Genomic DNA, 24,043 nt, shown 5'->3' with positions numbered 1-24,043 from the left:
CGCCAGTAGTGTCGGTCGGGTGAGTAGCAGCGAGAAGGACGTCCGGCTGTCCGTCGGCGACGCAGAGTTGACCGTGAATCCCGCCAACGGCTGTCGCATCGACAGCCTGCGGATCGATGGCACCGAACTGCTGCGGCAGGGGGAGCGGTACGGCTGCTTCCCGATGGTGCCGTGGTGCGGGCGCACCGAGAACGGGCTGTTCCACAACGGCGACGTCCCGCACCGGTTGCCGCTGAACTCCCCGCCGCACGCCATCCACGGCACCGGCCGGGACACCGCCTGGCGCACCGCCCGGCTGGGCGAGCGGGAGGCGTCGTTCTACTACGACCTCGCCGAGCCCTGGCCGTATCCGGGCCGGGTGACCCAGACATTCGAGTTGGCCGAGGATTCGCTCACCCTCGCCTTCGGCATCGAGACGTACGGGGACTCGTTCCCGGCGCAGGCCGGCTGGCACCCGTGGTTCCTGCGCAACCTCGGCGGCGGTGGCAAGGACGTGGAGCTGGCCTTCGACGCGGCCTGGCAGGAGGAGCGCGGCGAGAACCATCTGCCGACCGGCCGCCGCATCCCGCCCCTGGGCGGCCCCTGGGACGACTGCTTCGGGATGCCGGACGGTGTCGAGGTGACACTCACCTGGCCGGAGCAGCTGGAGCTGACCGTGAAGAGCCGGACCGAGTGGGTCGTGATCTACGACGAGCAGGACGAGGCGGTCTGCGTGGAACCGCAGTCCGGCCCGCCGAACGGGCTGAACACCGCGCCCCGCTACGTCACCCCGATCGATCCGCTGGAGATCGCGACGACGTGGAGCTGGCGCCGGCTCTGACCCCGGATCCGACCCCGGCGGCGGTCCGCCGGACAGCCTCTAAGCTCGTAGCCATGAGTGACGTACGTGCTGAGCTGCTCCAGCAGATCAAGGACAAGGCCGTGGTACACGGCAAGGTGACCCTCTCCTCGGGTCTTGAAGCCGACTGGTACATCGACCTGCGCCGCATCACGCTGGACGGCAAGGCCGCTCCGATGGTCGGTCAGGTCATGCTCGACGCCACCGCCGAGCTGGACTACGACTGCGTGGGCGGGCTGACGCTGGGCGCCGACCCGGTCGCCACCTCGATGCTGCACGCCTCCGCCGCGCGCGGGCAGGAGCTGGACGCGTTCGTCGTCCGCAAGGCGCAGAAGGCGCACGGGATGCAGCGCCGCATCGAGGGCACGGACGTGAAGGGCCGCCGCTGCCTGGTGGTGGAGGACACCTCGACCACCGGTGGTTCGCCGCTGACGGCCGTCGAGGCGGTGCGCGAGGCCGGTGGCGAGGTCGTGGCCGTGGCCGTGATCGTGGAGCGGGGCGCGGCTGGGGCCATCGCCGAGGCCGGGCTGCCGTACGTCCACGTCTACTCGGTGGCCGATCTCGACCTGGCCTGAGCCGACATCGGGCTTTGACCTGCGGTTTCTTCCGGGGGTGGGTGGTTTCACGTGAAACGGCCCGCCCCTTCCACATGCCTGCGCCCGGTGCGCCCGAACGCCAGGGCGATGGGCCGGGTGGAGCCGGAGCGAGAGTCTGGGAAGATGGGGGCGACGATGACGTCGCCCCCAGGTCAGGGAACCAGCACGCACACCCGCATATCCCAAGGAGCGGTCAGATGCCCATCGCAACCCCCGAGGTCTACGCCGAGATGCTCGACCGGGCGAAGGCAGGCAAGTTCGCCTACCCGGCCATCAATGTGACGTCGACCCAGACCCTGCACGCTGCACTGCGCGGCTTCGCGGAGGCGGAGAGCGACGGCATCGTCCAGATCTCCACCGGTGGGGCGGAGTTCCTGGGCGGCCAGTACAACAAGGACATGGTCACCGGCGCCGTCGCCCTGGCCGAGTTCGCGCACATCGTCGCGGCCAAGTACGACGTCACCGTCGCCCTGCACACCGACCACTGCCCCAAGGACAAGCTGGACGGCTACGTGCGTCCGCTGCTCGACATCTCCGCCGAGCGCGTCGCCCGCGGCGAGAACCCGCTGTTCCAGAGCCACATGTGGGACGGTTCGGCCGAGACCCTCGCCGACAACCTGGCCATCGGCCAGGAGCTGCTGGCCAAGGCCGCCGCCGCCAAGATCATCCTTGAGGTCGAGATCACCCCGACCGGCGGCGAGGAGGACGGTGTCACGCACGAGATCAACGACGAGCTGTACACCACCGTCGACGACGCGCTGCGCACCGCCGAGGCGCTCGGCCTGGGCGAGAAGGGCCGCTACCTGCTGGCCGCCTCCTTCGGCAACGTCCACGGCGTCTACAAGCCGGGCAACGTCGTGCTCCGTCCCGAGCTGCTGAAGGACCTCCAGGAGGGCGTCGGCGCCAAGTACGGCGTGACGTCCCCGTTCGACTTCGTCTTCCACGGCGGTTCCGGCTCCACCGAGCAGGAGATCGCCACCGCGCTGGAGAACGGCGTCGTGAAGATGAACCTCGACACCGACACCCAGTACGCCTTCACCCGCCCGATCGTGGACCACATGTTCCGCAACTACGACGGTGTGCTGAAGGTCGACGGCGAGGTCGGCAACAAGAAGGTCTACGACCCGCGCAGCTGGGGCAAGTCCGCCGAGGCGGGCATGGCCAAGCGCGTCACGGAGGCCTGCGCCAACCTGCGCTCCACCGGCACCAAGCTGAAGTAGCAGCCGGTACGAAGTGTGGCCGTGGGCCCGGTACCCCTCGGGGTGCCGGGCCCACGGCATGTCCGGCAGACACATGTCCAATCTCCGACAGACGCATATTCAAGGGGTCGCTGTGAGTTCCAGCGCGCGCTATGACTTCGACACCGTCGTCGACCGCCGGGGCACCTGGTGCGTCCAGTGGGACGGGGTGGCGGACCGGTTCGGGGTGGACGGGCTGCTGCCGTTCACCATCTCCGACATGGACTTCGAGACCGCCCCGGAGGTGCTGGGCGCGCTGCGCTCCCGTCTCGACCACGGGGTGTTCGGCTACACCGACTGGCGGCAGGACGACTTCCGTTCGGCGATAGCCCACTGGTACGCGACGCGGTACGGCACGGAGGTGGACACCGGGCAGCTGGTCTACGGGCCCTCCGTGCTCAGCCAGCTCTCCCAGCTGTTGCAGATGTGGACGTCGCCGGGCGAGGGGGTGGTCGTCCACACCCCCACGTACGACGGTTTCCGCAAGGCGATCACCGGGCTCGGGCGCGAGCTGCGGGGCGTGCCGGTGGGGGACCGGGCCGCGCTGGAACGTGAGCTGGCCCGCCCCGACAGCAAGGTCCTGGTCCTGTGCTCCCCGCACAACCCGACCGGCCGGGTGTGGACGGCGGCCGAGCTGGACGAGACGGCGTCGCTCGCCGCGCGGTACGGGGTCGCGGTGATCAGCGACGAGATACACGCGGACTTCGTGCACGAGGGGCATACGCATGTGCCGTGGACCCGGGTCGCGGGCGACGGCCGCTGGGCGCTGATCACCTCCGCGTCCAAGGCGTTCAACTTCCCGGCGCTGAGCGGTTCGTACGGGCTGATCGGCGATCCGGCCGACCGGACGGAGTTCCTGCGCCGGATGGAGACGGCCGAGGGGCTCGCCTCCCCGGCGGTGCTGTCGCTGACCGCGCACATCGCCGCGTACCGGGAGTCGGCGGCGTGGCTGGACGCGCTGCGGGAGTACGTGGCCGGGAATCTGGCGCTGGTCGCACGAAGGCTGGACGAGGCGTTCCCGGAGCTGGGGTGGCAGCCGCCGCAGGCCGGCTATCTGGCCTGGATCGATCTGCGGCCCGCCGGGATCGAGGACGACGAGGCGTTGCAGCGGGTGCTGATCGAGCAGGAGAAGGTCGCGGTGATGCCGGGCGGGGTGTACGGCGCGGAGGGCTTCGTCCGGCTGAACGTGGGGTGCCCGCGGGCCAAGGCGGAGGCCGGGGTGGAGGCGCTGATCCGGGGCGTGCGGACGGTGACGGCACGGGCGTCGTAGACATGCCGCCGATGGACGCCTTCGAGGCCGCGCACAACGGTGATCTCGCGGCCGTACGGGCCGCCCTGGACGCCGGATCCGACGCCGGCGCGGTCGACGAGCAGGGGTGGAGTCTGCTGCACCGGGCCGCGATGGGCGCGGAGGCGGACCCGGTCCGTGCGGCCGCCGTGCTCGCCGCGCTGCTGGACGCCGGTGCGCCCGTCGAGCATCCGGGCGGCGACGGGCGCACCGCCCTGTACCTTGCCGCCGAGTTCTCGCAGTCGCCCGAAGCGGTCGAGCTGCTTATCGCCCGTGGGGCGGAGCCCGACATCACCGACGGCCACGGCAACCACATCACCGTCAACGCCTGGGTTCCGGAGGTCGCCGCGCTGTTGGCGGCCGCCGCCGGGATCGAGCCGCCGGCACCCGACGAGGAGGCTCCCGCGCCGGAGCGGAAGCTGTCGCGGGCGCAGTGGCGCGAGGCGAGGAAACGGATCGGGAAGGTGCTGGACGGGCTGGACGCGGCCGGGTTCGTCGCCCTCGCCGGCGCGGGCACCACCCAGTCCGACGGATTCGACGACTGCTCCGACGCCGCCGAGCGGCGGGGCCACGGCCCGGACGGCCTGGTGGGGTTCTGCTACTACACGCGCCAGGACGCCGAGCGTGCCCGGGAGACGGGGCGCCTCTTCCTGGCGTTCTGGGGCGCCCCGGACGGTTCCACCCGGAAGATGAAGCAGGCCGGTGAACTCGTCGCAGGGGCGTTCCGCGAAGCCGGCTTCCGGGTGGACTGGGACGGCACGGGCGACCGCCGCCCCTCCGTCCACCTGGCCGGCTGACCCGCTGCGGAAGGGGCCGCCGCCCGATGGCCCTCCCGCAGCGGAGCGGGGATGCTGCTCGTATGCCTGACGCAGCCGATGCAGCCAATGCAGCAGACGCGGCCGGTGCGGCGGACCCGGGAGCCATCCGCGTCGCCTCCGCCCCCGGGCGCTGGGTCGTCCTGACCACCGTCCTCGGCTCCAGCATGGCCATGCTGGACTCCACCGTCATCAACGTCGCGCTGCCCCGCATCGGCAAGGATCTCGGCACCGACATGGCCGCCCTCCAGTGGACCGTCAACGCCTACATGCTGACCCTCGCCGGGCTGATCCTCCTCGGCGGCGCCCTGGGCGACCGGTACGGGCGGCGCCGGGTCTTCGTCGTCGGGGTCGTCTGGTTCGCCGCCGCGTCGGTGCTGTGCGGACTGGCGCCGAACGCCGTCGTCCTGATCGCCGCCCGCGCCCTCCAGGGCATCGGCGGGGCGCTCCTCACGCCCGGCTCGCTGGCCCTGATCCAGGCGAGCTTCCACCCCGACGACCGGGCCCGCGCGGTCGGGCTGTGGTCGGGACTGGGCGGGGCCGCCGTCGGGCCGTTCGTCGGCGGATATCTGGTCGACGGGCCGGGCTGGCGGTGGGTGTTCCTGCTCAATGTGCCGCTCGCCGCGGTCTGTGTGCCGGTGGCGCTGCGCCACGTGCCGGAATCGCGTGACCCGCACGCGCACGGGCGCTTCGACGTGCTGGGCGCCGTGCTCGCGGCGCTGGCCCTCGCCCTGGTGACCTATGCGCTGATCGAGGCGCCGGCGCAGGGGGCGTCCGGGGCGGTGATCGGGACGGCCGTCGGCGGGGTGCTGCTCGGGGCGGTCTTCGTACGGGTGGAACGCACCCGGGCGGAACCGATGCTGCCGCCCTCGGTCTTCGCGTCCCGGCAGTTCACCGCCGTCAATGTGATCACCCTCTGCGTGTACGCGGCGCTCGGCGGCTACTTCTTCCTCTCCGCGATCCAGCTCCAGGTGGTGGCCGGGTACTCGGCGCTCGGCGCGGGTACGGCGCTGCTGCCGACGACCGTCCTGATGCTGTTCTTCTCGGCCGCCTCGGGCGAACTGGGCCAGCGCATCGGGCCCCGCATCCCGCTCACCGCCGGGCCGCTGATCGCCGCCGCGGGAATGCTGCTGATGCTGCGGGTCGGGCCCGGGTCGAACACCCTCTCCGGCTACCTCACCGATGTGCTCCCCGCGGTCGCGGTGCTCGGCGTCGGGCTCGTCACCCTGGTCGCACCGCTCACCGCGACCGTCCTGGCCTCCGTGGACACCGCCAGGGCCGGTCTCGCCAGCGGGATCAACAACGCGGCCGCCCGCGCCGCGGGGCTGATCGCGGTGGCCGCGCTGCCGCTGCTCGCCGGAATGGGCCCGGAGGCCTACCGGAACGCCGGCGAGTTCGCCGCGACCTTCCGCCGGGCCATGCCGATGTGTGCCGGGCTGTTGGTGCTGGGGGCCGCGATCGCCTGGGCGACCGTACGCAGACCCCTGGTCACGGCGGACGAGGAGGAGCAGGCGCGGCCCGAGTGCACGGTGCACTGCGGGATCGCCGCACCGCCCCTGGAACCGGCGCACGAGGAGGAGCGGAAACCGGGCGCGAGCTGACCGCGCACGCCGGTGCCCGGGTACCCCCGGCGGGTGGGCGCCAGGCACACTTGAACCCATGTCGATCCACGAGAACCTGCTCGGGGGACCTCCCCCGACCCATCTGCCCGACGACCCGGAGCCGCGCGAGCTGCTGGCGAACGGCACGGCCCCCGCCGATGTCGCCGCGAAGTACCCGACCTCCTCCCTGGCCTGGGCGCAGCTCGCCGACGAGGCGTACGACGGCGGCCGCGTCGTCGAGTCGTACGCCTACGCCCGCACCGGCTACCACCGCGGCCTCGACGCGCTGCGCCGGGCCGGCTGGAAGGGCCACGGCCCGGTGCCGTTCGAGCACGAGCCGAACCGCGGCTTCCTGCGCGCCCTGCACGCCCTGGCGCGGGCCGCGCGGGCGATCGGCGAGCAGGAGGAGTACGAGCGCTGCTCGACGTTCCTGCGCGATTCCTCGCCCACCGCGGCCGAGACGCTCGGCTAGGGTCTTTCGTTTGGTTCGAGCCCGGCAGGATCCAAACGAGAGGCCCTAGCAGCCCGGGCCCGGACGGGTCGGACCCCGTGGACGGTGGTACGTCTGCGGGGTCTGCGCGCTTGTGGGGCGTCCGTTTAGGATGCCGACAGGGGACCGGAGCTCCATCACCTCATGGAAGGGGCGGACCGCTACCCGGAAGCTCGTGTCGAGGAGACAGCAATGTCGACGATCCACCCCGACCCCGAAGCCACCGGTGCGCAGACCCCGCACCTCGACTTCGCGGGAACGACTCCGTACGAGGACTATGTCCAGGCGGATGTCCTGACCCATCTCCAGCACCCTCGCTCCGACGATCCGGGCGAGATGGTCTTCCTGGTCACCACCCAGGTCATGGAGCTGTGGTTCACCGTCATCGTCCATGAGTGGGAGACCGCCGCGCACGCCCTGCGCGAGGACCGGCTGAACGTCGCGCGCGACGCCCTCAAGCGGTCGGTGCGGGAGCTGGAGGCGCTCAACGCCTCCTGGACCCCGCTCGCCCAGCTCACCCCCGCCCAGTTCAACTCCTACCGCTCCGCGCTCGGCGAGGGCTCCGGTTTCCAGTCGGCGATGTACCGGCGGATGGAGTTCCTGCTCGGCGACAAGTCCGCGTCCATGCTGGTGCCGCACCGGGGCGCGCCGCGTGTCCACGCCGAGCTGGAGAAGGCGCTCGCCGAGCCGGGTCTGTACGACGAGACGCTGGCGCTGCTCGCCCGGCGCGGGTTCGCGATACCGCAGGCCGTGCTCGGCCGGGACCTGACGCGGAAGTACGAGCCGTCCCCCGAGGTCGAGGCGGTCTGGGCGGAGATCTACGCGGACCCCGAGCACCACGACGAGCTGGTCCGGCTGGGTGAGGCGCTCACCGACGTCGGTGAGCTGGTGTGGCGCTGGCGCAACGACCATCTGGTCGCCACCCGGCGCGCGATGGGCTCGAAGACCGGTACCGGTGGCTCCGCCGGGGTCGCCTGGCTGGAGAAGCGGGCCACGAAGAACGTCTTCCCCGAACTGTGGACGGCGCGAAGCCATGTCTGAGACCTCCGTGACCAGGTCCGAGGACCTCGCCGCGCGTGCCGCGGCACTCGACGCCGCCGACCCGCTCGCGGACCGGCGGAAGCTGTTCGTCCTGGACGACACCGTCTATCTCGACGGCAACTCGCTCGGCGCGCTGCCCGCGCACGTGCCCGCCCGGGTGCAGGAGGTCCTCACCCGCGAGTGGGGCGAGCTGCGCATCCGGTCCTGGGACGAGAGCGGCTGGTGGACCGCGCCGGAACGGATCGGTGACCGGATCGCCCCGCTCGTCGGGGCCGCCGCCGGGCAGATCGTGGTGGGCGACTCCACCAGCGTGAACGTCTTCAAGGCGGTCGTCGCCGCGAGCCGGCTGGCGTCCCGGGAGCGCGACGAGATCCTCGTCGACGCGACGACCTTCCCCACGGACGGGTACATCACCGAGTCCGCCGCCCGGATGACCGGCCACAGCCTGGTCCCGGTCACCCCGGCCGAGGTGCCCGGCGCGCTGGGCCCCCGTACCGCGGCCGTGCTGCTCAACCACGTCGACTACCGCACCGGCAGGCTCCACGACCTGCCCGGACTCACCGCCGCGGTGCACGCGGCGGGCGGCATCGCGATCTGGGACCTGTGCCACAGCGCGGGCGCCCTGCCCGTCGGTCTCGACGAGCACGGCGTGGACCTGGCGGTCGGCTGCACGTACAAGTACCTGAACGGCGGCCCCGGTTCGCCCGCCTACATCTACGTCGCCGAGCGCCACCAGGCGGCCTTCGACTCGCCCCTGCCGGGGTGGACGTCGCACGCCGACCCGTTCGGCATGACCCCCGGATACGCCCCGGCCGACGGCGCGGTACGAGGCCGGGTCGGCACCCCCGACATCCTCTCGATGCTGGCGCTCGAAGCGTCCCTCGACGTGTGGGACGGGGTGTCCGTCGAGGCGGTACGGGCCAAGTCCCTGGCGCTGACGGACTTCTTCCTGGAGTGCGTCGCGCGGTACCTGCCCGAGGGCCGGGCCGTCCCGGTGACCCCGGTCGCGCACGCCGAGCGCGGCAGCCAGGTCGCGCTGCGCTGCGAGGACGCGGAGCCGGTGATGAGCGAGCTCATCGCCCGGGGCGTGGTCGGGGACCTGCGCCGGCCGGACGTGCTCCGGTTCGGGTTCACCCCGCTGTACGTCGGTTTCGCGGACGTGGAGCGGGCGGCGCGGGTGCTGGGCGAGGTCGTCGCCCGGCGCTAGCGCCCTGATCCTGGGCGGGGACGGGAACCTTCCGTACTGGTACCGTCCCCGCAGGTCAGGCCAGTTGGGCTCAGCTACAGGACGGTTGGAGCAGCATGTCGGATTCTGCCGCGCGTGATCGGGACGCAGCCGAGACCGAGTCGGCCCTCTCGCATCCACCGGTCGCCCCCGACGCGTCCGCCGCCTACGGCAGCCACCCCGACCAGCTGATCGACTTCTACGCCCCGCGCGACGGGCGGACCGGGGCGCCGGTCGTGGTCGTCCTGCACGGCGGGGCCTGGCGGGCGCCGTACGACCGGCGGCATGTGTCGCCGTTCGCGGACTTCCTGGCCCGGCGCGGGTTCGCCGTCGCCAGCGTCGAGTACCGGCGCGGCAGCGAGATCCCGCAGCAGCGGGGTTCCGGCCCGGTCGCGGGCCGCTGGCCGGAGACCTTCGACGATGTCGCCGCCGCGATGGACGCGCTGCCGGCGCTGCTGGCCCGGGAACTCCCGGCGGCCGATGCCCGGCGGATCGTGGTGACCGGGCACTCGGCGGGCGGGCAGCTGGCGCTGTGGGCCGCCGCCCGGCACGTACTGCCCGAGGGGTCGCCGTGGCGGCTGCCCGCGCCGCCGCAGCTGCGGGGCGTCGTCGCCCTCGCGCCGATCGCGGACTTCGCCACCGCCGTCGGGCTGGACGTGTGTTCCGGCGCGGTCGGTCAACTCCTGGGCAGCGAGGTCGACTTCGCCGAACGCTCTCCGTACGCCGACCCGGCCGCGCTGCTGCCCACCGGCATCGCGACCACCGTGGTGCAGGGCACCACCGATGTCGATGTGCCGCAGGCGGTCTCGGAGGCGTTCGTCGACGCGGCGGCGAAGGCGGGCGAGACGGTGGGGCTGACCCTGCTGCCGGACGTCGGCCACTTTCCGCTGATCGACCCGGCCGCGGACGCCTGCGCGGTGGTGGCGGAGGAGCTCGCACAACTCGCCTGGTGAGCGCGGGTCCGGCCGCTCGGCGGAGTCCGTAGTACTTGCGATGGACGGCCCGGAATCCGTATCACTGCTGACGACCGGGTTCGGCGCGCCGCCTAACGTGGAAGCGTGACCGAGACCAAGAGCAGAAGCCCGGAGTTCCAGCTGGCGGCGGGGGCGATAGGCGGCCTCCGGCAGGCCCTCTTCCACGATGCGTTCGCCTACCGTCCGCTGCCCCGGCTGCGGACCGACGCGCCGGTGATCCGCCGGCTGCCGAAGCGGGTACAGGAGCGCGCCACCTGGGCCGTGCACGCGTTCGTGGTGCTGGTCGCGCTGATCACCTTCCTGCTGGGGATCGCCTCGACGCACCATCCGCTCACCCAGCTGGTCGCGCTGTTCCCGGCCATCAGCGTGCTGATGACGCTGGTCAGGCCGGTCGGCGCGTTCTGGCTGTCGCTGCTGCTGACCCCGGTGACCGCGGTGTTCGGCGAGGGCGGGTGGCCGTGGGGGCCGGTCACGTTCTTCGCGCATCTGGTCGTGCTGATCGTCGTCGCGGCCAGGACCGATCGGCGCACCGCCGCCTGGATGTGGGGTCTGACCGTACTGCTCGGTGTGGCGATGGAGTACCTCGTCTGGCGGCCCGGTCCCACCACCTTCGGGATGGCCCTGACCTCGGCGTTCGCCCTGTTGGTGGTCTCCATGGTGCAGATCCGCCGTGACGCGGAGCGCGAGGTGACGGTGCAGCGCACCGTGACCGCCGTCGAGCGCGACCGGCGCACGCTGCTGGAGGAGCGCACCACCATCGCCCGTGAGCTGCACGACGTGGTCGCGCACCACATGTCGGTCGTCGCGATCCAGGCCGAGGCCGCCCCGTACCGGGTGGAGAATCCGCCGCCCGAGCTGGAGCAGGCCTTCGTCACGATCCGAGAGAACGCCGTCGCCGCCCTCACCGAGCTGCGCCGGGTCCTCGGTGTCGTACGGGCCGAGGACTACCAGGCGCCGGACGCCCCGCAGCCGACACTCGCCCAGCTCGACGGGCTCCTCGCCAATGTCGGCGAGGCGGGCCTGCCGACGGAGAAGACCATCACCGGTGCGGTGCGCGAACTGCCGCAGGGCGTCGAGCTGTCGGCGTACCGGATCATTCAGGAGGCCCTCAGCAATACGCTGCGGCACGCACCGGGCGCCACCGCCAAGGTGGAGATCGGCTATGTGCTGGGCGGGCTCGGTCTGCGCGTCGTCAACGGGCCGCCCACCGGTCCGGTGAAGCCCTCGCCGGGGGCCGGTCACGGGATCACCGGGATGCGGGAGCGGGTCGCGATGCTGGACGGGAACATGACGGCCGACGCGACCACCGAGGGCGGGTACGAGATCACGGTGTTCATCCCCGTACAGGCCGGTTCCGAGCCCCGGGAACAGGCGGACCTGGCATGAGCACTCCCACCGTCCCGTCCATCCGGGTGCTGATCGTGGACGACCAGATGATGGTCCGCGAGGGCTTCTCGGTGCTGCTCAACGCCATGCCGGGGATCGAGGTCGTCGGCGAGGCCGTCGACGGCCGGCAGGCCATCGCACAGGTCGCGGCGCTGCGCCCCGATGTGGTCCTGATGGACATCCGGATGCCGGAACTCAACGGCATCGAGGCCACCCGCGAGATCGTCGCCGCCGACGCGGACGCCAAGGTCCTGGTGCTGACCACCTTCGACCTCGACGAGTACGTGTACCAGGCGCTGCGCGCCGGGGCGTCCGGCTTCCTCCTCAAGGACGCCTCGGCGCGCCAGCTCGCGGACGGGGTACGGGTGGTGGCCGCGGGCGAGGCGCTGCTCGCGCCGACCGTGACCAAGCGGCTGATCAACGAGTTCTCGAAGCTCGCGGAGGCCCCGCGCTCGCCCGCGCTGGCCCGGGTCGGCGATCTCACCGAGCGTGAGACGGAGGTGCTCGTCCTCATCGCGCAGGGCCGGTCCAATGCCGAGATCGCCTCGCATCTGGTGGTCGCCGAGTCCACCATCAAGACGCATGTGAGCCGGATCCTGGTGAAGCTCGGGCTGCGCGACCGCACCCAGGCGGCCGTCTTCGCGTACGAGGCCCGGCTGGTCACGCCGTCCTGAGCGTCCGGGCCCGGTCACGCTGTCCTGAGCGTTCGGGCCCGGTCACGCTGTCCTGAGCGTTCGGGCCCGGTCACGCCGTCCTGAGCGGTCGGGCCCGGTCACGCCGTCCTGAGCGGGGCGTCCCTGGTCACAACGTCCTGAGGGGTGGCCGGTGGGCGGGGGATGCGGTTAGCGTCCGGCTATGCACCCGTCTCCCCGTTCCGCGGCCGATGCCCCCTTCGACCCCTGGTCACCGGCCTTCGTCGCCGACCCGTACCCCGCCTACGCCGCACTGCGCGCCACCGGCCGGGTGCACCGCTTCGAGCCGACCGACCAGTGGCTCGTCCCGCACCACGCGGATGTGTCCGCGCTGCTGCGCGACCGCCGCCTCGGCCGCACGTATCTGCACCGCTTCACCCACGAGGAGTTCGGCCGCACCCCGCCGCCCGACGGGCACGAGCCCTTCCACACCCTCAACGGGCAGGGGCTCCTCGATCTGGAGGCCCCCGACCACACCCGGATCCGGCGCCTGGTCTCCAAGGCGTTCACCCCGCGTACGGTCGAGCAGCTCGTCCCGACCGTGCGGCGGCTGGCCGCCGAGCTGGTCGACTCCTTCGTCGAGGCGGGCGGCGGCGATCTGCTCACGGCGGTCGCGGAGCCGCTGCCGGTGGCCGTCATCGCCGAGATGCTCGGCATCCCGGAGTCCGACCGGGGCCCGCTGCGGCCCTGGTCGGCGGCGATCTGCGGGATGTTCGAACTGAACCCGTCCGAGGAGACCGCCCGCGCCGCCGTCCGCGCCTCGCTCGACTTCTCCGGGTATCTGCGCGAGCTGATCGAGGAACGGCGCAAGAACCCCGGTACGGATCTGATCTCCGCGCTCATCGCCGCCCACGACGAGGGGGAGCGGCTGAGCGAACAGGAGATGATCTCCACCTGTGTGCTGCTGCTGAACGCGGGCCACGAGGCGACCGTCAACACCACCGTGAACGGCTGGTGGACGCTGCTGCGCCACCCCGAACAGCTGGCGGCCCTGCGGGCCGATCACGGGCTGCTGCCGACGGCGGTCGAGGAGCTGATGCGGTACGACACCCCGTTGCAGATGTTCGAGCGCTGGGTCCTCGACGACATCGAGATCGACGGCACGGTCATCCCGCGCGGCTCGGAGGTGGCCCTGCTCTTCGGTTCCGCCAACCGTGACCCGGCCCGCTTCGACGACCCGGACACCCTGGACCTGGCCCGGCAGGACAACCCGCACATCACCTTCGGCGCGGGCATCCACTTCTGCCTGGGCGCCCCGCTGGCCCGGGTCGAACTGGCCGCGTCCTTCGGGGAACTGCTGCGCCGCGCCCCCGGGATGCGGCTGGCGGCCGAGCCGGAGTGGAACCCGGGTTATGTGATCAGGGGCCTGAAGGAACTCCGCGTGGAGCTGTGAGCGGGGCCGGCCGGGGGCCGGGGGCCTAGGCGGCGGGGTCGGGCGGCGGGGCCGGGGCCCGGCGCTCGGGGCCCTCCGCGTTCAGCACCCCATCTCGCAGTACGTGTACGGGTCCTCCAGCACGTCGAAGACCATTCCGACACCGACTAGAGCGGCGAGCAGCGCCGTCGCCCCGAGGGTCCGCCGCCACTTCCGCCGCGCGAGGTTGATGAGGACGAGCCCGGTCGCGATGCCGCCGAGCACCATGACGGGCAGCCCGAACCAGAACACGTCCCATTCCGACTCGCCCTCGAAGCCGAGGATGCCACGCCGGCCGTACGGCACCCAGGCGAGCATCCCGGCGGCCCCGCCCGCGGCGACGACCGCGCACCCCACGACCCCGCGGACGGCTTCCTTTCGGTTCTCCATGATCGAGGTGACGCGGGGACACCGCGGTGAGGTTGCACTTTCCCGGCACTCCCGCCCGCCCCCGCGTCACCGTCACGTCTGGACATCGCGCCTGCGCAGTGCCACCGCCCCGGCCCCGACCAGCACCACCGCGACGGCGGTGAGCGCGAGCACCGGGCCCCATTCCATTCCCGTACCGCCCGGCAGCTTCGGCAGGTGCGTGAACGGCGATATGTCCATCACCGCCTGCGGCATGTTCACCGCGGGCCCGAGCCATCCCAGCGCCAGGCAGATTCCGGCGACGCCCCAGGACGCCACCGCCGCCTTCGGGAACGCCCCGTACAGCAGGACCGTCACCCCGCCCAGCAGCCAGATCGCCGGCAGCTGTACCAGCGACGCGCCCAGCACGGCCGGGAGGTCGTGGCCGTAGCCCACGGCCAGGCCGAGGCCGCCGACCGTCATGAGCAGGGCCGCCCCGCCGAACGCGATGACCAGATGACCGGCAGCCCAGCCGATCCGGCCCACCCCGCCCGCCAGCACCGGCTCGGCGCGCCCGCCGGTCTCCTCGCCGTGCAGCCGCAGCACCGACGCGACGATGTACAGCGCCGCGACCATCCCGAGCACGGAGACCATCGCGGCGAGGAACGCGTCGGTCAGCCCGGCCTGTCCGCCCATCCGCTCGAAGATCTCCCGGGTCTTCGCGTTGTCGCCGACGAGATCGGCCGCCCCGCCGGTCAGCCCGCCGAAGGCGACACCGACCACCGCGAAGGAGAGCGTCCACCCGGTCAGCGCACCGCGCTGGAGCCGCAGCGCGAGCCCGAACGCCGTGGAGATCCGCCCCTGCGCGGGGCCCGGTCTCGTCGCCAGGAAGCTCATCCCGACATCGCGCCGGCCGGCCAGCCCGTACGCCAGGAGGGCCTGCACCGCGACGGCCGCCGCGAAGACGAGCAGCACCCACCAGCGCTCGTCCGCGTACGCCCGGACGTTCTCCGCCCAGCCGACGGGGGAGAGCCAGGTCAGCACGGACGAGCCGTCGTCCGATGCCGAATCGCCCGCCGCCTTGAGGACGAACGCGGCACCGATCACCGCCGCCGTGACCCCCTTGGCGAGCCGGGCGCTCTCGGTGAACTGTGCGGCGATCGCCGCCGTGCAGGCGAACAGCACACCCGTCCCGGCGACCGCCAGGGCGAGCGCCACCGCCCCGGCACCGCCCGCCCCCGATCCCGCCAGACCCGCCGCGATGACCAGCGCCAGTGCCGCGTTGGCGATCACGGCGGCGAGCAGAGCGGCGGTCAGCGGGGCGCGGCGCCCCACCATCGCGGAGGAGAGCATCTCCTGACGGCCGGTCTCCTCTTCCTCCCGGGTGTGCCGGACGACGACGATCAGGCTCATCACGGCCGCCAGCACCGCTCCGAAGGCGGCCATCCGCCAGCTCACGAGCCCGCCGACCGAGTCGCCGAAGACCGGTCCGTACATGGCGCGGAGCGAGCTGTTGCCGTTCATCGACGCGGCCAGCTCGGCGCGCTGTCCGGCGGTGTCGTAGAGCGAGGTGAGGGAGCCGGCGACGGAGGCGAAGGAGCCGCCGAGCACGAGCACCCAGACCGGCATCATGATCCGGTCGCGCCGCAGCGCCAGCCGCAGCAGCCGCCACGTCCCGGCGAGCTGCCCGGCCGTGGCCCCGGTCCGGCGCCGGGCACCGGCCGGGGTGGTCATGGTCACGGCGGTCATCGCGCCACCACCCCCGCACCCTCGCCGTTGTCGGCGGCGTCCGTGGCGTCCGACGCGTCCGTGGCGTCCGTGGCGTCCGACGCGTAGTGGCGCAGGAACAGCTCCTCCAGGGTGGGTGGAGTGCTGGTCAGCGTCCGTACGCCAGAGGCGGTGAGCGACTTGAGGACGGCGTCCAGCTTGTCCGTGTCGACCTGGAGCGTGACCCGCAGGCCCTGCACATCGAGGTCGTGGACGCCGGGCAGCCGGGCGAGCCCGTTGGGCGCGGCGGCCAGCTCGGCGCTGATGTTCGTACGCGTCAGGTGGCGCATGTCCGCGAGCGATCCCGTCTCGACCGTCCGCCCCTGGCGGATGATGCTGACCCGGTCGCAGAGCGTCTCGACCTCGCTGAGGATGTGGCTGGAGAGCAGGATCGTCCGCCCGCGCGCACGCTCCTCGGCCACACAGTCCTGGAAGACCTCCTCCATCAGCGGGTCGAGTCCGCTGGTGGGTTCGTCGAGGATCAGCAGATCCACATCGGAGGCGAAGGCGCCGACCAGGGCGACCTTCTGGCGGTTGCCCTTGGAGTACGTACGCCCCTTCTTGGTCGGGTCGAGCTCGAACCGGTCGACGAGGTCGGCGCGCCGGGTCCGGTCGAGGCCGCCACGCAGGCTCCCGTACAGGTCGATCACCTCGCCGCCGGAGAGATTGCGCCACAGCGTGACGTCACCCGGGACGTACGCCACCTTTCGGTGGAGCTCCACCGCGTCGTGCCACGGGTCGCGGCCGAGCAGCTGGGCGGCGCCGGAGTCGGCCCGCAGCAGCCCCAGCAGCACCCGGATGGTGGTGGACTTCCCGGATCCGTTGGGCCCGAGGAAGCCGTGGACCTCGCCGGTCTCGACGGTGAGGTCGAGGCCGTCCAGCGCGTGTGTGCGGCCGAACGACTTGTGCAGTCCGGCCACCGTGATCGCCTTCGTCATGTTTTGAAGCTACGCTAGTTTCACAAATTTGTGAAGTTAAGGAAGCGTATAAAGTTGATGTCACGGCAGGGCCGAAAGACCGGGGGCCGGAAATCAGGGGAGACGATCGGGCGATGACCAGCGAGACCGAAGAGAACACGCGCTCCGGGCGTGACGAGGAGGCCGTGTCACGGTTCGTGGAGCGGTTCGCGTCCGAGATGACCGAGGCGGGGATGCAGCGGATGGCGTCCCGGGTCTTCGCCGCGCTCCTCGCGGACGACGACGGGTCCATGACCTCCGCGGAGCTCGCCGTGGCGCTGCAGATCAGCCCGGCGGCCGTGTCCGGCGCGGTCAGCTACCTCACACAGGTCAGCATGGTCGGCCGCGAACGCGACCCGGGCTCGCGCCGCGACCGCTACCGCCTGATCGACGAGGTCTGGTTCTCCACCTTCGCCAGCCGGGACCGGGTGCTGACCCGCTGGGAGAACACCCTGAAGGAGGGCGTCCGCATCCTGGGCGAGGACACCCCGGCCGGTGCCCGGATCGCCGAGACGGTGGCGTTCTTCGAGTTCCTGCAGGCGGAGCTGGTCGGGATGATGGGCCGCTGGCACGAGCACCGCAAGACGCTCGACCTCCCGAACCGCCCCGTGTGACCGTCACACAGGGCCGGGGAAACCGCCCCATGTGACCGTCACATCGGGCCGGGGAGCAGCTCCGACACGGCTTCGAGGGCCTCGGGGTCGGACGGGTCGACGTCCTGGTACACGTCCCGCGGCCAGTACGGCCGCCCCTCGATCCAGGCGACGACCACCCGCTCCCCGTCCGGCCACCCGCGCAGCTCGACGGTCCCGGTCGGCGCGGGCAGCCCCGCCCAGGGGCACTTGTCCGGCCCCGGCGGCACGATCCGCGCCAGCCCCTCCGGCACGATCCGCGCCAGCCCCTCCGGCAGCGCGTCCGCCCCTTCGGCCGGGAAGATCACCAGCAGGGCCCCCTCGGCCGCGTCGCCCACGTCGAACAGCAGCGCGTACCGCCGCGTCCGGGGCTCCGGAGCAGTGGCGGCACGGGCCGTCCGGCGCGCCGACGGGATGCCCGAGGTGAGCGTCCGCCAGGCCCGGTAGGCGCCCACGATCCCGGTCAGGACCGCGAGGGCCCTCGGCGCGCCCGGGACCGTGTCGGCCCCCATGACCGCGCACACAACGGCTACGACAACGGTGTACCGCATCCCTCCGCCACCGGCAGCACGTCTGTCATCCCTCCGCCACCGGCAGCACGCCCGTCATCCTTCCGCCACCGGCAGCATCAGCCCCCAGGCCCCCGCCCGCACCGTCCACGTCCTCGTCCGGACCGGGCCGCCGACCTGTATGTCCGCCCGGTAGCGGAAGTCCGCGCCCGAGACCGTGACGGCCTTCGCCTCCGTCGTCACCGGATCGGCCGAAGGCGGGCGGATGACTACTTCCGCGAGGCCCCCGTCACCGCATCGCGAGGTCACCGTCACCGATTCGACCGGGTGGTCCAGGTCGTTCAGCAGCACCCCGTCGGCCTCGATCCGCAGCCGGTGCGTGGGCGGCGGGGTGGCTGGTGCCGACGGGGCGGGGCGGACCAGGGTGCGGACCAGATTGCGGCAGGTGTCCCAGACCGCCGTGACCCCCGTGTGCGCGGCCGCCGCGCCCGGCAGCGTGCTCAGCGCCGGGATGTGCAGCGCGCCCAGGACCACGCCGTCGCTGTCGTCGACCAGCAGGTCGAGCCTGCGCACGGCGCCGTCCAGCGCGGTGCGCGCCGCCGCCACCGCCCCCGTGGGCACGCCGAGCGAATGGGCCAGTTCCAGCGCGGCCGCGGTGCCGACCGGGATCAGCGAGAGCACGCTCCCGTCCGGCTCCCGCTCCCGGTACAGCTGGGCCACCGCCCGCCGCAGCGCACGGTCGTCGCCGACCACCACCGGCCGCCGGCCACCCCGGCGGGACAGGGCCCTGGCGAACTCCTCGGGCCCGTCGGGCAGGCAGATCTTGGCGTGCGAACCGGCGCTCAGCACGTCCTTCGCGATACGCACGGACTCGCCGTCGGTCCGGCGGGCGACCGGGTCGATGACCACCAGCAGCTGGTGCGCACCGTCGCCGGGGGGCTGGGCAGCCGACACCTCGGTCCTTCCTCGGGTAGCATCTTGGTGCAAGAGCCCCTTGCGCTATTGCGCCAGGGGCTTCGTCTATTCCGGGGCACCCGGTTCGACGGTTCAGGCCTTGTCGTACATCGTCGTACGGCATGTACGACGTTTACGTACGCCCCCTGACCTTGGACATGCCCCGCCCGGAAGGGGTGTACGCCTGTGCCCGCACTTGTGCTGCTCGGTGCTCAGTGGGGTGACGAGGGCAAGGGAAAGGCCACCGACCTCCTCGGTGGATCCGTGGACTATGTGGTGCGCTACCAAGGCGGCAACAACGCCGGCCATACGGTGGTCGTCGGTGACCAGAAGTACGCACTGCATCTCCTCCCCTCCGGAATCCTTTCGCCGGGGTGTACCCCGGTCATCGGAAACGGTGTCGTCGTCGACCCGGCCGTCCTGCTCTCCGAGCTGAGTGGGCTGAACGACCGCGGCGTGGACACGTCCAAGCTGCTGATCAGCGGCAATGCCCATTTGATCACCCCGTACAACGTCACGATCGACAAGGTGACGGAACGGTTCCTCGGGAAGCGCAAGATCGGCACGACCGGCCGTGGCATCGGCCCGACGTACGCCGACAAGATCAACCGAGTGGGCATCCGCGTCCAGGACCTCTACGACGAGTCGATCCTGGAACAGAAGGTCGACGCGGCCCTGGAGCAGAAGAACCAGCTCCTGGCCAAGGTCTTCAACCGCCGTGCCATCGAGTCCGGCAAGATCGTCGAGGAGATGCTCCAGTACGCGGAGCAGATCAAGCCCTACGTCGCCGACACGACGCTGATCCTGAACGACGCCATCGACGCGGGCAAGGTCGTCCTCTTCGAGGGCGGTCAGGGCACGCTGCTCGACGTCGACCACGGCACGTACCCCTTCGTCACCTCGTCGAACCCGACCGCGGGCGGCGCCTGCACCGGTGCCGGCGTGGGCCCGACGAAGATCAGCCGGGTCATCGGCATCCTCAAGGCGTACACCACCCGCGTCGGCGCCGGTCCGTTCCCGACGGAGCTGCTCGACGAGGACGGCGAGGCGCTGCGCCGGATCGGTGGCGAGCGCGGTGTCACCACCGGCCGCGACCGTCGCTGCGGCTGGTTCGACGCGGTGATCGCACGGTACGCGACCCGGGTCAACGGTCTCACCGACTTCTTCCTCACCAAGCTGGACGTGCTGACCGGCTGGGAGCAGATCCCGGTGTGCGTGGCGTACGAGATCGACGGCAAGCGCGTCGAGGAGCTCCCGTACAGCCAGACCGACTTCCACCACGCGAAGCCGGTCTACGAGATGCTGCCGGGCTGGTCCGAGGACATCACGAAGGCCAAGACCTTCGGTGACCTGCCGAAGAACGCGCAGGCGTACGTGAAGGCGCTGGAGGAGATGTCCGGCGCCCCGATCTCCGCGATCGGTGTCGGCCCCGGCCGCACCGAGACCATCGAGATCAACTCCTTCCTGTAAGCGGGACCGCAGGCGGGAAAGCAAGCAGGACAGAAGGAAGGGGCCGGGGCGGCCCGCAAGAGCCGCCCCGGCCCCTTCGCGCGCTCACCTCTCGCCGCAGATCCGCAGCGCCTCCGGCGTCGCGCACGGCAGGTGGCCGCGGGCGCGGATCACGTCCTGGCCGTCGCCCCGGGTGAGGTAGCCCAGGAAGCCGGCGGTCAGTGAGCCGGTGGGCGGCCGGCCGTAGGTGTAGGCGTACTCGATCTCGCGGTACGGGTACGTGCTGGAGCCGATCGTGTCGGCGGACGGGGTGGCCGCGTCGATGGCGAGCGGGTGGGCGCCGCGCAGCGGCGTGCCCAGGCGCAGTTCGCTGTAGCCGATCGCGCCGTCGCGCCGGCCGACCATGGCCAGGACCTGTTCGGTGGAGTCGAGCTCGCAGCGGACCACCCGGGCCCGCTCGTCGTCCTTGGTGGTGCAGTCGCGGGAGGACTGGGCCGGTTCGTTGTGGCCGAGCACGCGGCGCTGGAAGACCTCGCGGGTGCCGGAGTTGGCGTCCCGGCTGACCAGGAGCACGGGCAGGTCGGGGCCGCCGAGGGTCTTCCAGTTGCGGATCTCGCCGCGGTAGATCCGCCGGACGTCGGTGAGGCTCAGATTCCTCAGCCCCACCCGGTCGTTGACGACGAGGCGGAAGAGCGAGACGGCGACCCGGCTCTCGCGCAGCTGCGGGAAGCCGTCCGGCCTGGGCCCGTCGGAGAAGGCGATCACGGCGGGGGCGCCGGAACTCCCGGCCTCGGCGCCCCGGTCCGCGAGGTCCCGTATCCCGGCGTTGCTGCCGTGCACCTGCACGCGGATGTCGGCGCCCTCGCACTCCCGCTCGTACTTCTTTGCCAGGTCCAGCAGGGCCGGCCTGAAGGCGGTGGAGCCGGTCACGACCAGCGTGCCGCGCCGGCAGCCCATCGGGGGCGGGGTGTCGTCGCGCACCAGGATGATCGAGGCCAGCGTGACGACGCAGACGGTCAGCGCGACGGTGATCAGCCGGGCGGCCGGGCCGAACAGCGGGGGCTTGTCGTCGGGGCGGACCGCCCGGTTGGGGCCGACCTCGCCGTCCTGGATGCCGCCGACGATGCGGATGGGGCTGTCCACGGGCGCCCCGGTGAGCAGCACCAGCAGCTTGAAGTGCTCGCCCCGGTTGAGCGGTACGCGCGGCAGCCGGATCCGCGATCCGCTCTGGCGCAGCCCGCCGTCCGGGGTGAAGTGCTCCATCAGATGGTCGGCGCCGGGCGCGTGCGTGACGGCGACGCTGTGGACCGTGCGGCCGGTGAACTCGGCGGTCAGCCCGTGGAGTCCGCGTCCGGTGTAGTCGTTGTCGGCGATGGACTGCGAGCCGTCGTTCTCGATCCGGAGCAGGACGAGCGTGGCATCGTCCATGTCCGGCGTCTCGCCGAAGAGGCCGAGCCGCACATTGGCCCGCCCCAGACCCGCCTCGCTGCCGATCGGGGTGTCCATCTGGACGCGGTAGCCGATCCGCTTGCGGCGGGGCACCCGGCGCTCGTACCAGAGCACCCCGACGGAGGCCAGGACACCCAGTACGGCGGTCGCCACGGCCACGATGTTCTCGGCGCTGAGCCACTCCACGGTCCTCGCACCCCCTTGAGGAAACCTTCGGCCACCGTACGTACGGGGCACGGGGAGTTGGGGGCGCCCGAGGGTCCTGTCGGGTGGTGTTCGCCCGTTGTTCTCCGACTGGTCCAGACCTTGACAGGTCCAGACCAGTGAGGCTTGAGTGGCGGGACATCCGGACGGCCCGCCGAGGGGTTCGGCGTGCCCTGTCGAAGGAGTGAGCAGCGCTGAAACGGATCAAGAGCCTTCTGGTCGTGCTGAGTTCCCTCGTCGCGACGGTCGCCCTCGCCCCCGCCGCCTCCGCCACCACCGGGCCGGTCGCACCGTGCGCGCCCCTGTGGAGTGCGTCGACCGCCTACACGGCCGACGGCACGGTCTCGCACCACGGCCGCAACTGGACGGCCAAGTGGTGGACGCGGAACGAGAATCCGGGCGCCACGGGCGTCTGGGACGACCGGGGGGCCTGTACGGGCGGGGTCTCGGACTTCGCCATCAGTGAGGCGCAGTTCGACGAGATCTTCCCGGACCGCAACCCCTTCTACACGTACCAGGGGCTGATCGACGCCCTGCACGCCTACCCGCGCTTCGCGAACACCGGCACGCCTGCCACCCGCGCCCGGGAGGCGGCGGCGTTCCTGACCCACGCGGACTTCGAGTCGGTAGGGCTCCAGTACGTGAAGGAGATCAACGAGGACAACTACTGGCGCAAGTGCGACTACAGCCGGCCGTACGGCTGCCCGGCCGGGCAGAAGGCGTACTACGGCCGGGGCCCGATCATGTTCAGCTGGAACTTCAACTACAAGGCCGCGGGCGACGCGCTCGGTCTCGATCTGCTGGGCGACCCCTGGCTCGTCGAGCGGGATCCGTCCGTCGCCTGGCAGACCGCGCTCTGGTACTGGAACACCCAGAACGGCCCCGGCACGATGACCTCGCACGAGGCGATGGTCGGCGGTGCGGGCTTCGGCGAGACGATCCGTTCGCTCAACGGGGCCCTGGAGTGCGACGGCGGCAACCCCGCCTCGGTCGCGGCCCGGGTGGCCAAGTACGAGCGGATCACGTCCGTCCTCGGCACGGCACCGGGCTCCGGACTGACCTGTTGACGCGGCGTCAAATGCCGTCATACGCCGTCACGCGATGCGCGTGATGAGCATGATGCGCCGTCCGTGCGCCCCTGGATGCTTCCCTGCACGGGCTGCTCTTTTGGTCTAGACCTTGACAGGTTCAGACCAGTGCCGCTTGAGTGACGGGCAACCCCCCATGGCGGCGCACCGCTCGGACCGGTGCGCCGCACCGAAGGAGTGATCGCATGATCAGGCGCTTCATGGGCCTGCTGACCGCGTTGGCCGCGGTCGCCGCAACGGTCGTCTTCCTCCCCGCGGTCACCGCCGCCAACGCCGCCGCGGCGGCCGCCTGCGCGACCCCCTGGAACTCCTCGTCCGTCTACACCGGGGGCGGGTCCGCCTCCTACAACGGGCACAACTGGACCGCCAAGTGGTGGACCCAGAACGAGACCCCCGGCAGCTCGGACGTCTGGGCGGACCAGGGCAGTTGTGGTGACGGCGGCACGGACCCGGGCACCCCGTCCGGCTTCGTCGTCAGCGAGGCGCAGTTCAACCAGATGTTCCCGAACCGGAATTCGTTCTACACGTACGAGGGGCTGACCGCGGCCCTGAGCGCGTACCCGGGCTTCGCGAACACCGGCAGCGACACCGTCAAGCGCCAGGAGGCGGCGGCGTTCCTCGCCAACGTCAGCCACGAGACCGGCGGTCTGGTGTACGTGGTCGAGCAGAACACGTCCAACTACCCGCACTACTGCGACAGCAGCCAGCCCTACGGCTGCCCGGCCGGCCAGGCCGCGTACTACGGACGCGGCCCGATCCAGCTCAGCTGGAACTTCAACTACAAGGCCGCCGGTGACGCGCTCGGCATCGACCTGCTGGGCAACCCGTACCTGGTCGAGCAGAATGCCTCGGTCGCCTGGAAGACCGGCCTCTGGTACTGGAACACCCAGAACGGCCCCGGCACGATGACCGCCCACAACGCCATGGTGAACGGCGCCGGGTTCGGCGAGACCATCCGCTCCATCAACGGCACCCTGGAGTGCAACGGAGGCAACCCCTCCCAGGTCCAGAGCCGCATCGACCGCTACCAGGCGTTCGTGCAGATCCTCGGCACCACCCCCGGTTCCAACCTGAGCTGCTGACCCGCGGCTC

General features: G+C 71.8%; 23 protein-coding genes. 17 read left to right on the top strand and 6 right to left on the bottom strand.

The window, feature by feature from the left end; all coding sequences use genetic code 11:
- Positions 1-19 precede the first annotated feature (19 nt).
- The 13 genes from EES42_RS19910 (at position 20) to EES42_RS19850 (ending at position 13,577) form a co-directional block, all read left to right on the top strand.
- Positions 20-820, top strand: coding sequence for an aldose epimerase family protein (locus EES42_RS19910; protein ID WP_124719613.1), 801 nt, complete (start codon positions 20-22; stop codon positions 818-820).
- 53 nt (positions 821-873) lie between these two features.
- Entirely contained in the window at positions 874-1,413 is a 540-nt protein-coding gene (gene pyrE, locus EES42_RS19905; protein WP_124719612.1) for an orotate phosphoribosyltransferase, read from the top strand.
- 218 nt (positions 1,414-1,631) lie between these two features.
- Positions 1,632-2,654 (top strand): class II fructose-bisphosphate aldolase, encoded by a 1,023-nt coding sequence (fbaA, locus tag EES42_RS19900; RefSeq protein WP_124719611.1) that lies wholly within the window; start codon positions 1,632-1,634, stop codon positions 2,652-2,654.
- A 73-nt stretch (positions 2,655-2,727) separates the two neighbouring features.
- Complete coding sequence (locus EES42_RS19895) at positions 2,728-3,942, top strand: MalY/PatB family protein (RefSeq protein ID WP_164495273.1); 1,215 nt, start codon at positions 2,728-2,730, stop codon at positions 3,940-3,942.
- An 11-nt stretch (positions 3,943-3,953) separates the two neighbouring features.
- A complete protein-coding gene (locus EES42_RS19890) occupies positions 3,954-4,757 on the top strand; it encodes an ankyrin repeat domain-containing protein (protein WP_206433521.1) in 804 nt (267 codons plus the stop codon).
- Positions 4,758-4,819: 62 nt separating this feature from the next.
- A complete protein-coding gene (locus EES42_RS19885; RefSeq protein WP_124719608.1) occupies positions 4,820-6,376 on the top strand; it encodes an MFS transporter in 1,557 nt (518 codons plus the stop codon).
- A gap of 58 nt (positions 6,377-6,434) precedes the next feature.
- On the top strand, positions 6,435-6,848 hold the full coding sequence (locus EES42_RS19880) for a DUF3151 domain-containing protein (protein ID WP_124719607.1): 414 nt from the start codon (positions 6,435-6,437) through the stop codon (positions 6,846-6,848).
- Between the two features lie 210 nt (positions 6,849-7,058).
- On the top strand, positions 7,059-7,907 hold the full coding sequence (locus EES42_RS19875; RefSeq protein ID WP_124719606.1) for a tryptophan 2,3-dioxygenase family protein: 849 nt from the start codon (positions 7,059-7,061) through the stop codon (positions 7,905-7,907).
- Positions 7,900-9,114, top strand: coding sequence for a kynureninase (kynU, locus tag EES42_RS19870; protein ID WP_124719605.1), 1,215 nt, complete (start codon positions 7,900-7,902; stop codon positions 9,112-9,114). The genes EES42_RS19875 and kynU overlap by 8 nt, the downstream gene beginning before the upstream one ends.
- 95 nt (positions 9,115-9,209) lie before the next feature.
- Positions 9,210-10,085 carry an alpha/beta hydrolase family protein gene (locus EES42_RS19865; protein ID WP_124719604.1) on the top strand — a complete coding sequence of 292 codons (876 nt, stop codon included), beginning with the start codon at positions 9,210-9,212 and terminating at the stop codon, positions 10,083-10,085.
- Between the two features lie 105 nt (positions 10,086-10,190).
- The gene (locus EES42_RS19860) at positions 10,191-11,492 is read left to right on the top strand and encodes a sensor histidine kinase (protein WP_124719603.1); all 1,302 of its coding nucleotides are present in this window, start codon (positions 10,191-10,193) and stop codon (positions 11,490-11,492) included.
- Positions 11,489-12,166: a response regulator gene (locus tag EES42_RS19855; RefSeq protein ID WP_124719602.1), complete on the top strand. Its 678-nt coding sequence runs from the start codon at positions 11,489-11,491 to the stop codon at positions 12,164-12,166. Before EES42_RS19860 ends, EES42_RS19855 begins: the two co-directional genes overlap by 4 nt.
- A gap of 181 nt (positions 12,167-12,347) precedes the next feature.
- Positions 12,348-13,577: a cytochrome P450 gene (locus EES42_RS19850; RefSeq protein ID WP_124719601.1), complete on the top strand. Its 1,230-nt coding sequence runs from the start codon at positions 12,348-12,350 to the stop codon at positions 13,575-13,577.
- An 81-nt stretch (positions 13,578-13,658) separates the two neighbouring features.
- Here EES42_RS19850 and EES42_RS19845 read toward each other — a convergent pair whose 3' ends face one another.
- The 3 genes from EES42_RS19845 to EES42_RS19835 all read right to left on the bottom strand — a co-directional run bounded on the left by EES42_RS19845 (position 13,659) and on the right by EES42_RS19835 (position 16,648).
- Positions 13,659-13,985 (bottom strand): hypothetical protein, encoded by a 327-nt coding sequence (locus EES42_RS19845; protein ID WP_124719600.1) that lies wholly within the window; start codon positions 13,983-13,985, stop codon positions 13,659-13,661.
- A gap of 72 nt (positions 13,986-14,057) precedes the next feature.
- Positions 14,058-15,692, bottom strand: a complete 1,635-nt coding sequence (locus tag EES42_RS19840; RefSeq protein ID WP_124719599.1) for an ABC transporter permease — start codon at positions 15,690-15,692, stop codon at positions 14,058-14,060.
- Entirely contained in the window at positions 15,689-16,648 is a 960-nt protein-coding gene (locus EES42_RS19835; protein ID WP_124719598.1) for an ABC transporter ATP-binding protein, read from the bottom strand. The genes EES42_RS19840 and EES42_RS19835 overlap by 4 nt, the downstream gene beginning before the upstream one ends.
- Positions 16,649-16,761: 113 nt before the next feature.
- On the opposite strand from EES42_RS19835, the gene EES42_RS19830 reads away from it, so the two are divergent.
- Positions 16,762-17,280, top strand: coding sequence for a GbsR/MarR family transcriptional regulator (locus tag EES42_RS19830; RefSeq protein WP_124719597.1), 519 nt, complete (start codon positions 16,762-16,764; stop codon positions 17,278-17,280).
- Positions 17,281-17,318: 38 nt separating this feature from the next.
- Here the strand turns inward: EES42_RS19830 and EES42_RS19825 are convergent, their stop codons facing one another.
- A complete protein-coding gene (locus EES42_RS19825; RefSeq protein ID WP_206433520.1) occupies positions 17,319-17,849 on the bottom strand; it encodes a hypothetical protein in 531 nt (176 codons plus the stop codon).
- Between the two features lie 54 nt (positions 17,850-17,903).
- Positions 17,904-18,761, bottom strand: a complete 858-nt coding sequence (locus EES42_RS19820; protein ID WP_124719595.1) for a diacylglycerol kinase family protein — start codon at positions 18,759-18,761, stop codon at positions 17,904-17,906.
- Between the two features lie 186 nt (positions 18,762-18,947).
- Here EES42_RS19820 and EES42_RS19815 point away from each other — a divergent pair, with 186 nt between their 5' ends.
- Complete coding sequence (locus EES42_RS19815; RefSeq protein ID WP_093547661.1) at positions 18,948-20,231, top strand: adenylosuccinate synthase; 1,284 nt, start codon at positions 18,948-18,950, stop codon at positions 20,229-20,231.
- A gap of 84 nt (positions 20,232-20,315) precedes the next feature.
- Here the strand turns inward: EES42_RS19815 and EES42_RS19810 are convergent, their stop codons facing one another.
- Entirely contained in the window at positions 20,316-21,845 is a 1,530-nt protein-coding gene (locus tag EES42_RS19810) for a substrate-binding domain-containing protein (RefSeq protein ID WP_124719594.1), read from the bottom strand.
- Positions 21,846-22,084: 239 nt separating this feature from the next.
- Here EES42_RS19810 and EES42_RS19805 point away from each other — a divergent pair, with 239 nt between their 5' ends.
- Positions 22,085-22,930, top strand: a complete 846-nt coding sequence (locus EES42_RS19805; protein ID WP_124719593.1) for a glycoside hydrolase family 19 protein — start codon at positions 22,085-22,087, stop codon at positions 22,928-22,930.
- Between the two features lie 206 nt (positions 22,931-23,136).
- Positions 23,137-24,033 carry a glycoside hydrolase family 19 protein gene (locus tag EES42_RS19800; protein WP_124719592.1) on the top strand — a complete coding sequence of 299 codons (897 nt, stop codon included), beginning with the start codon at positions 23,137-23,139 and terminating at the stop codon, positions 24,031-24,033.
- Positions 24,034-24,043: the final 10 nt, after the last annotated feature.

The sequence above is a fragment of the Streptomyces sp. ADI95-17 genome (genome assembly GCF_003846175.1).
GTDB lineage: Bacteria > Actinomycetota > Actinomycetes > Streptomycetales > Streptomycetaceae > Streptomyces > Streptomyces sanglieri.
The sequence above is the reverse complement of the archived record's forward strand: the minus strand, read 5'-3'. Positions and strand labels throughout refer to the sequence as shown.